General features: G+C 68.8%; 13 protein-coding genes. 11 read left to right on the forward strand and 2 right to left on the reverse strand.

The annotated features are described in order from the left end of the window. Positions 1–114 precede the first annotated feature (114 nt). Genes QZ709_RS09445 through QZ709_RS09470 form a run of 6 tightly spaced genes read left to right on the forward strand, consistent with a single transcriptional unit; the run spans position 115 to position 5,806 of the window. Entirely contained in the window at positions 115–1,818 is a 1,704-nt protein-coding gene (locus QZ709_RS09445; protein ID WP_294637015.1) for a DUF2341 domain-containing protein, read from the forward strand. Between the two features lie 11 nt (positions 1,819–1,829). Next, complete coding sequence (locus QZ709_RS09450; RefSeq protein WP_294637016.1) at positions 1,830–2,237, forward strand: biopolymer transporter ExbD; 408 nt, start codon at positions 1,830–1,832, stop codon at positions 2,235–2,237. Positions 2,238–2,245: 8 nt separating this feature from the next. Continuing rightward, a complete protein-coding gene (locus tag QZ709_RS09455; protein WP_294637017.1) occupies positions 2,246–2,647 on the forward strand; it encodes a biopolymer transporter ExbD in 402 nt (133 codons plus the stop codon). A 12-nt stretch (positions 2,648–2,659) separates the two neighbouring features. Continuing rightward, positions 2,660–3,361: a TonB C-terminal domain-containing protein gene (locus QZ709_RS09460; protein WP_294637018.1), complete on the forward strand. Its 702-nt coding sequence runs from the start codon at positions 2,660–2,662 to the stop codon at positions 3,359–3,361. Positions 3,362–3,375: 14 nt separating this feature from the next. After that, on the forward strand, positions 3,376–5,136 hold the full coding sequence (locus tag QZ709_RS09465; protein ID WP_294637019.1) for a putative porin: 1,761 nt from the start codon (positions 3,376–3,378) through the stop codon (positions 5,134–5,136). Further along, on the forward strand, positions 5,123–5,806 hold the full coding sequence (locus QZ709_RS09470) for a hypothetical protein (RefSeq protein WP_294637020.1): 684 nt from the start codon (positions 5,123–5,125) through the stop codon (positions 5,804–5,806). Before QZ709_RS09465 ends, QZ709_RS09470 begins: the two co-directional genes overlap by 14 nt. 6 nt (positions 5,807–5,812) lie before the next feature. On the opposite strand, the gene QZ709_RS09475 is transcribed toward QZ709_RS09470, so the two are convergent. Next, positions 5,813–6,874, reverse strand: coding sequence for an AI-2E family transporter (locus tag QZ709_RS09475; RefSeq protein WP_294637021.1), 1,062 nt, complete (start codon positions 6,872–6,874; stop codon positions 5,813–5,815). 255 nt (positions 6,875–7,129) lie between these two features. Between QZ709_RS09475 and QZ709_RS09480 the strand changes: the two genes are divergently transcribed. Beyond that, complete coding sequence (locus QZ709_RS09480) at positions 7,130–9,637, forward strand: membrane-bound PQQ-dependent dehydrogenase, glucose/quinate/shikimate family (protein ID WP_294637022.1); 2,508 nt, start codon at positions 7,130–7,132, stop codon at positions 9,635–9,637. 16 nt (positions 9,638–9,653) lie between these two features. Here the strand turns inward: QZ709_RS09480 and QZ709_RS09485 are convergent, their stop codons facing one another. Next, positions 9,654–10,562: a c-type cytochrome gene (locus tag QZ709_RS09485; protein WP_294637023.1), complete on the reverse strand. Its 909-nt coding sequence runs from the start codon at positions 10,560–10,562 to the stop codon at positions 9,654–9,656. 45 nt (positions 10,563–10,607) lie between these two features. Between QZ709_RS09485 and QZ709_RS09490 the strand changes: the two genes are divergently transcribed. The 4 genes from QZ709_RS09490 to QZ709_RS09505 are packed head-to-tail and all read left to right on the forward strand — an operon-like array spanning position 10,608 to position 14,817. After that, on the forward strand, positions 10,608–10,943 hold the full coding sequence (locus QZ709_RS09490; RefSeq protein ID WP_294637024.1) for a c-type cytochrome: 336 nt from the start codon (positions 10,608–10,610) through the stop codon (positions 10,941–10,943). Positions 10,944–10,955: 12 nt separating this feature from the next. Next, positions 10,956–11,909: a cytochrome c oxidase subunit II gene (coxB, locus tag QZ709_RS09495; protein WP_294637025.1), complete on the forward strand. Its 954-nt coding sequence runs from the start codon at positions 10,956–10,958 to the stop codon at positions 11,907–11,909. Beyond that, positions 11,906–14,443, forward strand: a complete 2,538-nt coding sequence (locus tag QZ709_RS09500) for a cbb3-type cytochrome c oxidase subunit I (protein ID WP_294637026.1) — start codon at positions 11,906–11,908, stop codon at positions 14,441–14,443. The genes coxB and QZ709_RS09500 overlap by 4 nt, the downstream gene beginning before the upstream one ends. Beyond that, positions 14,440–14,817: a hypothetical protein gene (locus tag QZ709_RS09505; RefSeq protein ID WP_294637027.1), complete on the forward strand. Its 378-nt coding sequence runs from the start codon at positions 14,440–14,442 to the stop codon at positions 14,815–14,817. The genes QZ709_RS09500 and QZ709_RS09505 overlap by 4 nt, the downstream gene beginning before the upstream one ends. Positions 14,818–14,864: the final 47 nt, after the last annotated feature.

The raw sequence follows: 14,864 nt of genomic DNA on the forward strand, positions 1-14,864 counted from the left end.
GATCGGACCACCCACCCCACCCGGGGGGCGGTGGTCCGATCAGCTCATCGCGTTTCCCGAGGGGGACACAGCCCCTTTTGACAATCCTCCATCTCTCCTGATCACCGCCGAGCCATGAACGCCGTACGGAAAGTTGTTTGCCTGTTTGCCTTGTTGTCCACGCTGGCGGCTGCGCCGGCCCATGCCTGGTGGAATGCCGAGTTCAAGCAGCGCACCCGCGTCACCCTCAACACCACGGACAAGGGCGTGCAGACGCAGGAGGCCCTGGCCGGCACCGTGATTCCCATCCGGCTGCATTCGGGCAACTTCGATTTCATCGCAGCCAAAGCAGATGGCAGTGACCTGCGCGTGGTGGCCGCCGACGACAAGACGCCGCTGAAGTTCTGGGTGGAACGCTTTGACAGCACCAACGAGCTCGGCGTGGTCTGGGTGCAGCTGCCCAATGTGGCGCCCGGCACCGACAAGAACACCGTGTATGTGTACGCCGGACACGACCAGGCCGGTGCAGAAGCAACCTCGCCCAAGCTGTTCGACACGGCCACGCGCCTGGTGGTGGGCTTCGCCGGCAAGTCGGGCGAGCCGGCGACCGATGGGGTCGGCGGGACGGCATCGACGGCGCCGGTTTCCCTCGAGAACAACGGCCTGATCGGTGCGGCGGGTGTGCTGCAGGGCCAGGCGCTGACCTGGTCCGGTGACACACTGAAATCGGCCGCACCGGGGCCTCACTCCGTGAGCCTGTGGATCAAGCCGGCGTCGCTGCAGGGCACGGTCTTCGAGCAGGGACCGCTGAAACTGGTGATGGAGGGCGGCGCGTTGCGTGCCACGCTCGGGTCGGCCAACGCGGCCGGGGGCAACGTGCCGGCCTCGGCCTGGACTCACCTGGCCGTCACCGTGGGCGCGGGCAAGCTGACCTTGTATGTGCAAGGCAACCAGGCTGCGCAGGCCGATCTGGGCAACACCCCGCCCGCCATCGGCGGACCGTTGAGCGTAGGCGCCGGCCTGACCGGCCAGGTGGACCAGATCGAAGTGGCCGATACCGTGCGCAGTGCCGACTGGATCCGGTTCGCGCAGGCTGCGCAGGGCGCTGAAGCGCGCCTGATGCTGGCCGTGGCCCAGACGCAGGACAGCGCCGAGGGCGGAGAAGGCGGTGAACCGGGTCACTTTGCCATCCTGGTGGACAACCTGACGACCGATGCCTGGGTGGTCATCGTCATCCTGGCCGTGATGTTCGCGATCGCCGCCTGGGTGATGTATGACAAGGCCGTGCTGGTCGGCCGCGCCGACAAGGACAACCGCCGCTTTCTGAGCGCCTTCCGCGACAGCCGCGATGTGTTGGATGTGCCGGTGCAAGGCATGGCGCACTCGCAGCTGGCGCGCCTGTATCTGGCCGGCATGCGCGAGCTCCACAAGCGCGACGTGGGCAAGCCCGGCGTGGCCCCGCTCAGCGGCCCCTCGCTGAACGCCGTCCGGGCCGCGATCGACGCGGATCTGGTGCGCGAGGGGCACAGCCTGAACAGCCGCATCGTGCTGCTGACGATCGCCATCTCCGGCGGACCCTTTCTCGGCCTGCTGGGCACGGTGGTCGGGGTGATGATCACCTTCGCGGCGATTGCCGCCGCCGGTGACGTGAACGTCAACGCCATCGCACCCGGCATTGCCGCGGCGCTGCTGGCCACGGTGGCAGGGCTGGCCGTGGCCATCCCGGCGCTGTTCGGCTACAACTACCTGGCTTCGCGCATCAAGTCCATCTCGGCCGACATGAGCATCTTTGTCGACGAGTTCGTGACCCGCGTGGCCGAGCGCCACGGCGCACGCTGACGGGGCCCGCGATGGCAGGCGATGTCAAAGGCGAGCTGCAGGCGTATGACGACATCAATGTCACACCGATGCTGGACCTGGCCTATGTGCTGCTGGTGGTGTTCATCATCATGACGACCGCGTCCGTGCAAGGGGTGAAGGTCGACAGCCCGCTGACCCAGGCGGCCAACAACCTGGCCAAGCCCCAGACCAAGGGCATCACCATCACCGCCGACGGGCAGGTCTACCTGGATGCCTACCCGGTCACGCTGGATGAACTGCGTGCCAGCCTGGCCCAGCACAAGGCCGCGAACCCGGCCTTGCCCGTGATCCTGAAGGCCGATGCGGCCACCCAGTACGACAAGGTCATGGCCGTGCTCGAGATCGCCAAGCGGCTCGACATCACCGAGATCGGGCTGGCGACCAAACGCGCGCAGTGAGTGCCGGCATGCAAGTTCAAGACGACACCCGACCCTACGACAGCATCAATGTCACGCCGATGCTGGACCTGGCCTATGTGCTGCTGGTGGTCTTCATCCTGATGACCACGGCCTCGGTGCAGGGGCTCACGGTCAACATGCCCAAGCCCAGCAACAAGCCCAGCACCGAGCAGCACGAACTCAAGGTGGTCCAGGTGATGCCCGACGGGGCCTTGCTGCTCAACGGCGCGGCCGTTTCTCTGACCGAGCTGGAACGCCATCTGTCCGAGGCGCGGGGACGTGACCCCGGCATGAGCGTCGCCATCAAGGGAGACGCCCGCACCCACTACGCCAAGGTGGTCGCCGTCATCGACCTGTGCAACCGGCTGCAGGTGAGCATGGGCCTGGTCACATCGCGGATCGGCACCTGAAGGACCGGATCGATGTCACAGACCACACTGGATCATCACCCGAGCGACCCGGGCCCGAAGCGACTGGTTGCGCGCATCGGGATGCCGCTGACCCTGGTGGCGTTGCTGGCCGGTGCGGCGTACTGGCTTTACGTGTCGCTGGGCAACGCGCCTGCATCGCCGCGCCGACAGACGGTGAAGATTGCGGTGCTGCCGGACACGCCGCCTCCGCCACCGCCGCCCAAGGAAGAGAAAAAGCCCGAGCCCGTGAAGCAGGAGGTGGCGCCGCAGCCCATGCCGACACCGCCCCGGCCCATGGACACGCCCCCCGAGCCACAGCAGCTCAAGATGGACGGGCCTGCCGGTGAGGGACCGAGCGCCTTCGCGGCCGGTGCCGTGAGCCAGGAGTACCAGGGCGGTGCCGTGGGCAGCGGCTCGGGTGGGGGTGCCAACCGCATGCAGTTCGCGTTCTTCACGAACCGGCTCACGCGCCACATCCAGACCGAACTGGCGCGGCGCCCCGAACTGAAGGGCAGCGACTACCGGGTGAACGTGCGCGTGTGGCTCCAGCCCGATGGCCATGTGCAACGCATCGAGCTGGCATCGACCTCCGGAAACCCCGAGACCGACCGCCTGCTGCAGGAGACCCTCACTCGCCTGCAGGGCATCGACCAGGTGCCTCCCAGCCTGCCCCAACCGCTGTCATTGCGCATCACCAACCGCGTGACTGGCTGACCGTGAACCACCCCATGAAGTCCCATCTCCATCCCGCTCGTCTCACCCTGGTGGCCCTGGCCGTGCTGTCGGCCCTCGCCGTGTCGCCCCTCGCCGCTCGCGCCGACCAGGCCGCGTCCATCGAGGCCGCCCGCCAGACCACGCTCAGCCTCATCGAGGTGCTGGTGGAGTCCGGCGTGCTGACGCGCGACAAGGCCGACGCGATCCTCAAGCAGGCGGAGCAGCGGGCGGCCCAGGCCGTGGCGAGCCGCGCGCCGGCCGCCCCATCGACGGCGACCCCGCCGAGCGCCGAGACCGTGGCCGGTGCACCGGGCGCGCGGCCCGTGATCCGCGTGCCTTACCTCAGCGATGCCGCGCGGGCGCAGTTGCGCAACGAGGTGCGCGAAGAGGTGCTGGCCCAGGCCCGGCAGGAGCGCTGGGGCGTGCCCAACGCGCCTTCATGGATCGACCGGGTCCGCATCGAAGGCGACATCCGCTACCGCTTCCAGAAGGACCGCCCTTCCAGCGACAACACGTCGGCCGACACCTATGTGGCCTCGTTGTTCAACGGCACCGGCGGCCTGACGCGGGCTGCGGACTTCATGGCCTACCGTGCCGTGCAGATCGATGGCACCGACTACGCGATTGCATCGGGCAACACCCAGGACGCGCGCAGTCGCGAACGGCTGCGCGCCCGGCTGGGCGTGTCTGCCAAGGTGAGCGACGAGGTGGGGGTGGGGATCCGCCTGGCCACGGGCAATGCGACCGACCGGGTGTCCACCAACCAGACACTGGGCCAAGACTTCAACAAGTACCAGGTCTTCTTCGACCGGGCCTTCCTTCGCCTGGACCCGAGCGAGTACTTCACGCTCCAGGCCGGCCGCATCCCCAACCCCTGGTTCAGCACCGAGATGGTCTGGTCCGAGAACCTGAACTTCGAGGGCGTGGCCGCGACCGCGCGCTGGTTCAGTGAAGACCGCGCCACCGTGCCGTTTGCCACGGTGGGCTGGTTTCCGCTGCGGGAGCAGCGTCCAGGCGAGCGACCGGGCCGGGCCCTCGTCGGGGCGCAGGTGGGCGCCCAGTTCGAACCGACCTCCCGCACCCGGGTCAAGCTGGGACTGGCCTATTACCGATACCAGAACCTCGAAGGCCGGGAGGACACCGGCTACTACACGGAGACCGGCGGCGGAAGCGTGGCCGATCCCCTGGTCTACGGACGGTATGAATATGGCAGCAGCCTGCGCCAGCGGGGCAACACGCTGTTCCAGACCAATCCGGCTGACCTGACGCCGGTGTGGGGCCTGGCTTACAAGTTCGAACCTGTGGTGCTGACCGGCTCGGCCGAGTTCCAGCACTTCGCCCCCTTCTCCCTGCAGGTGTCGGCCGAGTACGCACGGAACCTGGGCTTTGATGAGGCCGACTTCCGACGGCGCGCCGGTGCGGCCTTTGCGAGCACCAGCCCAGGGGGTCGTGATGACGGCTACATGCTCAAGGCGACCTTCGGCTGGCCCGCCCTTCAGGAACTGGGCCAGTGGCAGTTCGCCCTCTCCTATCGCCATGTCGGGTCGGACGCGGTGCTGGACGCCTTCACCGACAGCGATCTGGGTCTGGGTGGAACCAACCTGGAAGGCTACACGGCTGCCTTCAACCTGGGCGTGGCGCGCCAGACCACGCTCGGCATCCGTTACCTCGCGGGCCGGACGATCGACTCGCCCCTCAACAACCTGACCGACGCCTATCGCAAGGCGAAGTACCAGGTCAACACGCTGCAGGTGGACCTCAATGTGCGCTTCTGATCTCCGAGCCCAGGTTCGTCGGGGCCGCGTGGCGACACGGCTGCTTGTCGCTTTGACGCTGGCCAGCACGGCGTGGGGCGCCCTGGCCCAGTCCGGCACGGATCGCGACCGGGAGCAGATCCGCCGGCTGCGCGAGCAGGTACGCCAGCAACAGCAGGCGCAGGCTGAAATGCAGGCCAGTCAGCAGGCCGCACAGGCTGAGTTGTCTCGGCAGAAGGCGGCCGCGGAGGCTGCGACATCGGCGGTGCGTGCTCAGCATGGCGCGCTGCAGCGCCGCTTTCAGGCCCTGCAGGACGAAGCGGCCTTGCTGAAAGCCGAGCGGACACAGTTGCAGGACGAAGCCGCGCGGCTCCGTGCCACCCTGGCCGAGTCCGGAACGGCTTTGGCGCGCGTGCGAGACGGCGCGATGGCGGCCGAGCAGCAACACCGGCAACAACGTGCGGAGCAGGATCGCGCCCTGTCGCAATGCCGTCGCGACAACGCAGACCTGGCGCTGCTCGGCGAGGAACTGCTCACCCGCTACGAGCGCAAGGGGTGGGCCCAGATGCTGAGCGAAAACGAGCCGTTTGTGCAGGCCGGGCGCGTGCAACTGGAAAACGCCCGGGCGGCCTATGCCGAGCAGATCGCCCGCGCACGCCAGCGTCCGCAAAGCGGCACGCCGACCCACTGAGCGCACTCAACCTGGCGGGGTCGTTCCCGGCGGTGGCGTGACGGTGGAGGCCTCGGCCGTGGCCGGCATCGGGTCGTGCAGCACCTGCTGCACGTACAGCTTTTGCACGAGGATCATGGTGACCACCATCATCGGTGTGGCGAAGACCACCCCCATGACCCCGAACAGGAGCCCGAAGACCACGACGGACAGCAGGCCCAGCACCGGCGGCAACTCCACGGCACGGCGTTGCACGATGGGCATCAGGACGTTGCCTTCGACCTGCTGGATGACGACGGCCAGAATGGCCACATACAGGGCCTTGTCCGGGCCCTCGCCGAAGGCGAAGAGCACGGCCACGAGCCCGGAGGCGATCGGCCCGAAATAGGGCACGAAGTCCATGAGGCCTGCGATGATGCCCAGCGTGAGGGCCATGGGCATGCCGAGCAGGGCCAGCCCGATGGCCGTGCTGCATCCCACGAAGAGCATCGACACACCCTGCCCCAGCAACCAGCGCTGCAGCCCCTCCCCACTGGCTTCGAGCGCGCTGGCGACGCGGGTGCGCCATGCCAGGGGCACCAGCCGCAGCAGGCCTTGCCGATACAGACGTGGGTCGAGTGCGAGGTAGACGGCCAGCACCACCATCAGCCCGGCGTTGCCCAGCGCACCGAAGGTGAGGCCGGCAGCATTGAGGATGGGTGCCCAGGCAATGCCATCGCCGCTCAGGCCGCGCCACCAGTGCAGCAGGGCCTGGCCCGCGGGGCGTTGGCGGAGCCAGCGGGTGGCGGCGTCCATCGCAGCGGGAAGTTGCTCCCGAAGGCGGTCGACCTGCTCGGTGAACGGGTCGCCCACCAGCCATCCGCCCAGCAACAAGCCCAGTGTCACGAGCACGATCACGGCGACCACCGCGGGCCGGGGTGACAAGCCGGGCCATTGCTCCAGCCGCCGTGCGCCCGCCCGGATGGCCGTCGCCAGCACAACCGCACCGAAGGTGAGCACCAGCACGTCGTGAAGTCGCCAGGCCAGGATCAGGACGCTGGCGACGCCCAGCACAAAGCCCACCTGGCGCGCGAAGGTCGATGTCACCATGGTCGTGTACGTCGGTCGGAAAGCGGGTTCATGGCCGGCCCCATGCAGGCAGAGTGCCCGCCCCCCGCATCAGGGTGGCCGGGCTGCTGGGTACACCCCTTGCCCAGAAGACCCCGAGCCTCGGCCGCGTCATGCCTTCGCATGTGGGTGAGGCAGCGTCGGCAGCCCGGTCCGGGGCGGCCACATTGCAAAACGTGCCGCAGACCTTGCTGTGCTGTCACAGCAATTCGGGCGTGCCATCGCGGGGAGTCGGAGATGACCGAAACGGGCCAGGCCCGCTGGGTGGTGACGCTCACCGCCGTCGTGGCCCTGATCATGGGGACCGGATTGGTGGTGGGCGGGGCCTGGCTCATCAGCCTCGGTGACACACCCTACTACGCCGTCGCCGGGGCGTTGTTGTGGCTGGTGGGCGTCTTGCTCTGGCGGCGCGATCGCCAGGCGCTGGGCGTGCATGCTGCCCTGCTCATCCTGACCCTCGCCTGGGGCCTGTGGGAAGTGGGCCCGGACTGGTGGCCGTTGGCCATCCGCATGGACGTGCCCTTCCTGCTGGGCCTGTGGCTGTGCCTGCCCATGGTGGCTGGCCGGCTGCATGCGCGCCGGTCGCGTGGGCAACCTGGAACGGCTTCGGAAAGGCAGGCGACGTGGTCCCTGCCTCGCGCCCTGCTGGCCGTGTCGCTCGCAGCTTTCCTGGCCGTCGCCGTGGGCTGCTGGATGTACGACCCGCATGACGTGAGTGGCACCTTGCCTGCAGCGCCTCGCACCGCGTCGGCGGCATCCGACCCGGTTCCGGATGCAGATTGGCATGCCTATGGACGCTCGCAGTTGGGGCAGCGGTATGCGCCGCTGGCCCAGATCACGCCGGCCAATGTGGCCGATCTGAGCGTGGCCTGGCACTACCGCACGGGCGATGTCCGTGGTCGCCCGGGCGACCCCGAGGAAACGACCTTCGAAGTGACACCGCTGAAGGTGGGGGAGCTCCTCTACCTGTGCACACCGCACCAGATGGTCGTGGCCCTCGACGCCACCACGGGAGTGGAACGCTGGCGGATGTCGCTCCGCGTGCAAGGGGACATGGCCCTCCAGCATCTGACCTGCAGGGGCCTGGCCTATCACCCCGGGGCCTCAGCGGGGGCCGCGACGGGCACCGCCCCGGACCCGCTTGCCCCTGCCATGCCGCAGCCTGCCGCGTCCGCTCCGGTTACCCTGCCTGTGGCGACGCAATCCGGGCCTCGCATCAACCGGTGCGGTGCCCGACTGTTCATGCCCACGGCCGACGGGCGCATCGTGGCGCTCGATCCGGCCACCGGTGCCGTCTGCGCGGATTTCGGCGACGGTACGGGGCAGATCAACCTGTGGGAGGGCATGCCCCATGCGCGTGTCGGTGGCTACTACGCCACCTCCCCGCCAGCCATCGCAGGAGATCGGCTCATCGTTGGGGGAACCGTGCTGGACAACGTCTCGACCCGCCAGCCGTCGGGGGTGATCCGGGCGTATGACGTCCACACCGGACGTCTGCTGTGGAACTGGGATCCCGGGCGGCCCAACGACACATCGCCGTTGCCGCCCGGACAGACCTATGTGGAGAGCACGCCCAACAGCTGGTCGGTGTCTGCCGTGGACGAGACCCTCGGCCTCGTCTATGTCCCCATGGGCAATGCGCCGCCCGACCAGTGGGGCGCACGCCGCACGCCTGAAGCCGAGCGCTTCTCCTCCTCGGTGGTGGCACTGGACGTGGCCACGGGCCGGGTGCGGTGGGTCTTCCAGACCGTGCACCACGACCTGTGGGACTACGACGTGCCGGCGCAGCCCAGCCTTCTCGACATCACCTCAGGGGGGCGGCAGATTCCCGCGCTTGTGCAGGCCACCAAGCAGGGCGAGCTGTTCGTGCTGGACCGTCGAACGGGCCGGCCCATCTGGCCGGTTCATGAGCAGCCCGTGTCCCGGTCGGCGCAACACAGCGACCGGGCCGCGCCCACGCAACCCGTCTCGGCGATCAGCTTCGAGCCGCCTCGCCTGACGGGCGCAGATGCCTGGGGCGCCACCCTGTTTGACCAGTTGGGATGCCGTATCGCCATGAAGCGGCTGCACTATGACGGGCGCTTCACGCCGCCCTCGGTGCGGGGCTCCTTGATCCACCCGGGCAACTTCGGTGTGTTCAACTGGGGCGGGATTGCCGTCGATCCCCAACGCCAGGTGGCGTTTGTCACGCCCACCTACCTGGCCTTCACCTCACAGCTCGTACCCCGTCCTGATGACGAGAGCCTGGTGGTCCAGGGGCGGAATCGACCTCAGGACAGCCTGCCGGCGCTGAATGAAAACTTCGGCGCGCCGTATGCGGTCAAGCTGGCGGTGTTCACCTCTCCGTTCGGTCTGCCATGTCATCGGCCGCCCTGGGGCTTCGTCGCGGGTGTGGACCTCATGAGCGGCCGGGTGGCGTGGCGCCATCGCAATGGCACCGTGCGCGACCTGGCCCCGGTGCCACTGCCCTTCCGGATGGGGGTGCCCAATCTGGGCGGGCCCATCGTCACGGCCGGGGGCGTGGCCTTTCTCTCGGGCGCCCTCGACAACAGCGTGCGCGGATACGACCTCATCAGCGGCAAGGTGCTTTGGGAGGCCCGTCTGCCCGCGGGAGGGCAGGCCACACCCATGACCTATCTCGGGTCAGACGGCAGGCAGTATCTGCTGGTGGTGGCGGGGGGACACGGGTCACTGGGTACGCAGCCCGGCGACCATGTGATCGCCTATGCCTTGCCGCGGCCCTGAGGAGCAAACGGTGCTGTCACGGCTGATCGAGCAGGTAGCTGGCCATGAGGCGCGCGTGCTCGGGCGTGACGCCGAGCGCGGGCATCGCCGACCGTGGGTCGAGCGCATGCGGTGTCTGGAGCCACTGCGCGAGCTGCTCGGGGGTGTTGGGCCAGCGGCCCGCCACGCGCTGCTGCCGGCCCAGTCCCGACAGCGGTGGCCCCACATGGGCGTCCGGCCCGATGAGGCCGGGTGTGAGATGGCAGGCGATGCAAGCGTACTGCTGCAAGGCGAGTCGGGCCGCGGCGTCCCGTTCAGGACCCCGGACCGGCCAGGGCCCGGACGGTACGTAAGCCGGCGTGGCCGCGGCCCGTTCGTCGCGACAGTGCCCGGCGCGGCAACTGGCGGACAAGGTGGTGCATTGCCCCCCCTCGGCTCGGGTGACCGTGCGCGCGTAGTCGGCCGGCGACAGGTCGGGCAGGCGACCGAGGAAGGCGGTCAAGGCCCACAGGTCCTCCTCCGTCATCCGCATGCCCCATGCCGGCATGCCGCTCATCTTGATGCCATGGCGGGTGATCCAGTACAGCTCGGCCGGACGCCAGCGGTGGGCGGCGTCCATCAGGGGCCCGGGCAGCGGCTGCAGCCCCATGGCCAGGTCGGATGGCGCCACGCCGGGCCCACCGTGACATTGCGCGCAGTGATCGCGGTAGCAGAGGGCGCCCCGATGGATGCGCGCGGGCTCATGCAACGGGGGCGGCTCGATCCCGCGGGCGCGCACACGCACGGCCTGGTGCATGGCCTTTTCCAGCAGCCTGTAGACCGGCGGGGTGTGGCTGCTGGCAGCCGAGACGTCGTACCACCCGGTTGCCACGACGACAGCGCCGCCCAGCACGGCCACGGCAGCCGTGCCGGTCAAGGTCAGGACGAAGATCGCAAGGGGCTTCATGGCCGGCACAGGGCAAATCGCGGGCCGGGCTGCTGGAGCGGCTGCATGCTGGCCTTGGCCTTGCTGTCCGGCTGCGACCAGGCTCTGCCGGATGACGCCGATGCCCGCGTCCGTCACGGACAGGTGCTGATGACGCGTTACCAATGTGGCAGCTGCCACGTCGTGCCGGGCGTCGCCCAGGCGGATGGCCGCGTCGGTCCATCGCTGGCGCGCTTTGGCCGCCGCAGCTACATCGCGGGCGAAGTGCCCAACCGGCCAGAGGCGCTGGCACGCTGGATTGCAGCGCCGCAGAGCGTGGTTCCCGGCACGCCCATGCCGGACATGGGTGTGCCCGACCGCGATGCGCGGGACATGGCGGCCTACCTCCTGTCCCTGCAATGAAGGCCGGTCAGGATGCCCGCCACCTTGCTCGCGCCGCTCACCATACCGTCCATTTGGCGGCCGGCCGGCGCCGAGGCGGCCGTGCTGACGGAGCTGGCCTGGGTGCTCACCGTGGGCGCGGCTGTGATCACAGGATTGATGGCCGTGCTCATCGTGCTGGCGATCCGGCGACCGCGTGGCCGGCGCATGCGGCTGCGGTGGTGGGTGTGGGGCGGGGGCATCGCGTTTCCGGTGGTCGTGTTGACGGCCCTGCTGCTCTACAGCACACAGCGCACGGACACGCTGGTGGCCCGTGCTGCCCAGCCCGACCTGGTGGTCAGCGTCGTCGGGAGACTGTGGTGGTGGGAAATGCGCTACCGGGATCCGGCCAGTGGGCTCGACGTGGTGTGGGCCAATGAACTGCGCGTACCGGTTGGTCGCCGCGTCCATCTGGGTCTGGTATCGGAGGACGTGGTGCACAGCTTCTGGGTGCCCGAGCTGGGCGGCAAGATGGACCTGGTCCCAGGACGCGTCAACCGGCTGGTGGTCACCCCGACGCGGGCCGGCGTGTACAGAGGACAGTGCGCCGAGTTCTGCGGCGAACAGCACGCTCGCATGGCCCTGCACGTGGTGGCCATGCCGCCGGCCGAGTTCGATGCCTGGCTGGCTGGGCGTGTCCGCACGCTGGCAGCCCCCCCTTCCGGGGCGGCGGTGACGGCGGGACGCCGTGCTTTCGAAGCCCAGGGGTGTGCGGTCTGCCATGGCGCGGCCGATGGGCATCCGGGTCCAGCCCTCGGCCCACCGCTGTCGGGCGTGGCGCAGCGGCAGGCTCTGGGTGCGGGCGTGCTGCCCAATGGACCCGGGGCGGTCAAGCGCTGGCTGGTGGGTGTGCAGGGGCTCAAGCCGGGCGCTCGCATGCCTTCCTATGCTCATCTGGATGCCGAGACGCTCGATGCCCTGGCCCAGTATGTGGAGCAACTGCCATGACCGATGTGGCTCCGTCCCGGCCTGATCTTCCGAATGCCATGCCCCGGCCGGACGACGAGCTGCCTGCGCTCCAGCGCGCGTGGGCACGCCCGACCGGCTGGCGCGTGCTGACGGCCGTCAACAACACCTTCATCGGCCGGCTCTACATTGCCACAGCCCTGCTGTTTCTCGTGCTGGCCGGGGTGCTCGGCTTGATGATGCGGGCGCAGCTTGCCACCTCCGATGCCACCTGGCTCAGCCCCGGTACGTACAACCAGGTCTTCACCATGCATGGCACGGTGATGATGTTTCTGTTCGCCGTGCCCATCGTCGAAGCCATCGCGGTCTTCCTGCTGCCGAACATGCTGGGCGCGCGTGATCTGCCCTTTCCTCGGCTGTCGGCCTACGCGTACTGGGCCTATGCCTTTGGTGGGCTTGCCTTTTTCTGCACCCTGTTTGCCGGCCTGGCTCCCGATGGGGGCTGGTTCATGTATCCGCCTCTGACCAGCAAGGTCCATTCGCCGGGCCTGAATGCGGACTTCTGGCTGCTCGGCATCGGCTTCATCGAGATCTCGGCCATCGCCGGGGCCATCGAGCTCATCATCGGCATCCTCATGACCCGTGCCCCCGGCATGACGCTCAGCCGGATGCCCGTGTATGCCTGGTCGATGCTGATCGTGGGCGTGATGATCGTGGTGGCCTTCCCGGCCGTCATCGCCGGCACCGCCCTGCTGGAGATGGAGCGGGCGTTCGACTGGCCGCTGTTCGACCCCCGTCGGGGCGGCGATCCATTGCTGTGGCAGCACCTGTTCTGGTTCTTCGGCCATCCGGAGGTCTACATCATCTTCCTGCCGGCTGCGGGCATGGTCTCGGCCATGCTGCCTGCGCTGGTCGGTCGGCCCCTGGTGGGCCATCAGGCCATCGTGGCCGCACTGGCCGCTGTCGGCTGTTTCAGCTTCGCCCTGTGGGCGCACCACATGTTCACCGCGGGTCTGGGAACGCTGGCCGTCAGCCTGGTTTCGGTGGCCAGCCTGGCCGTGGCGGTGCCCGCCGGCATTCAGGTGTTCGCCTGGGTGGCGACGCTGTGGCGCGGACAGGTGCGTGCCGACACGCCCACCCTGTTCATCATCGGCTTTCTGCTGACCTTCGTGATCGGCGGCCTGACCGGCGTGATGGTGGCCGTGCTGCCCTTCGACTGGCAGGTGCACGACAGCTATTTCATCGTGGCCCATCTTCACTACGTGTTGATCGGCGGGCTGGTGTTCCCGTTGTTCGCGGCGCTGTACTTCTGGATGCCGCTGCACAACGGGTGGCGGCTGAGCGAGCGCTGCGGACGATGGGTGTTCGGACTGTGCTTTCTGGGCTTTCACCTCACGTTCTTTCCGATGCATCTGCTTGGCATGTGGGGCATGCCCAGGCGGGTCTACACCTACAGCCCCGGCCTCGGATGGGACGGCGCCAACCTGCTGTCCTCCGGCGGGGCACTGATGCTCGCGACGGGCGTGCTGTGTCTGTTGATTGACCTCGTCCGGACCGCCTGCCGCCCGGCACGGCCCGCCGGCAACCCGTGGCGGTCGGCGTCGCTCGAGTGGTTGCCCCAGCAGGCCTACGGGCCCCGCAGCGTGCCTCAGGTGCGCAGCCTGTGGCCGCTGTGGCGGCAACGGCGTCTGGCAGACGAGGTCGAGGCGGGAGGGCACTGGCTGCCGGGCACGGCCACCGGCCGGCGCGAAACCCTGATCACCCGAGCCCGGACGGCCGAGTTGCAGCACCTCATGATCTTGCCCGAGCCAAGTTGGTGGCCTTTGCTAGCGGCCCTGGGCACGGCGGGCTTCTTCCTTCTGCTGACGGTGAAGGCGACCCTGCTTGCCGGGCTGTTTGGCCTGCTGGCGTTGGGGGGCAGCTGCATCTGGTTGTGGGACACCGATCGGGCACTGCCGGATGCCCCGGCGCGGGCGGCAGTGGGACGCGGCGTGACGGTGCCCATCGGGGCTGTCCGAACCGCCTCGCATGCGTGGTGGGCCACCGTGATCCTGCTGGTGGTGGACGGTACGGTGCTGGGCTCGATGGTGTTTGCGCACCTGCACCTGGCGATGCGCCTGGACATCTGCCCACCACCGGGGGCTGCGCTGCCGCCCTGGTGGCGTGATGCCGTGCCGGTGGTGGGCGGTTTCCTGCTGTCGGCGGCGTTGTTTGCAGCGGCTCTGCGTGGCATCGGGCGGCACCCCTTGCCACGCTGGAGGATGGCCACGGTGCTGCTGTCGCTGGGCGCCGCGGTGTGGGCGTTGGTGGGGCTGCTCGAAGCGATGTCAGACGCCCATCTGCAACCCACGCGCCACGCCTGGTCGGCCAGCATCGCCGCGATGATCGGTTACCTCGGTGCGCACGTGGCGCTGAAGGTTCTGCTCGCGGTCTACCTGGCCGCCCGGATGTGGCGGAGCTGGGTTCAGCCGCACCAGCGGTCCACTGCGGACAACTGCGCCCTGCTGTGGTTCAACGCCTGTGCGCACGGTGTGGTCGTGACCGTCACGCCCTACGTTGTGCAGGGGCTGATGTGAAGGCATCGCCTGACGGTCTGCACGCTGAGCGCGGCTTCTGGCCCGTGGTGTGGAGCAGCGCAGCGCCGCTGCTGGTGTGGGCGCTCCACTTTGCGCTGTGCTATGTCAGCGTGAGTCTGGCATGTGATGTGCACACCAGTCAGGATCCAGACGGCAGCCCAGGCAGGGCCCATCTCGGCCTGTACGCCGGGTTGGCGTGCTGCACGGTGGCCGCCTTGGCAGCGGAGCTGTCGCTCTGCCGGCGAGCGGTGAGAGCCCGCCGCGAAGGGGCCCTGCGCAGCGTGGTCATCGCGACCACCGCTCTGCTTTCGGTGGTGGCCATCGCGTGGACGACCGTGCTGCTGGGGATGACGCGTTGGTGCGGGCTGGCCTGAAGGATGGGCAGTGCTGGCCCGTGTGCCGGGTCCCGAAACAGAGCCGA

The sequence above is a fragment of the uncultured Aquabacterium sp. genome (assembly GCF_913773725.1).
Classification (GTDB): domain Bacteria; phylum Pseudomonadota; class Gammaproteobacteria; order Burkholderiales; family Burkholderiaceae_C; genus Aquabacterium.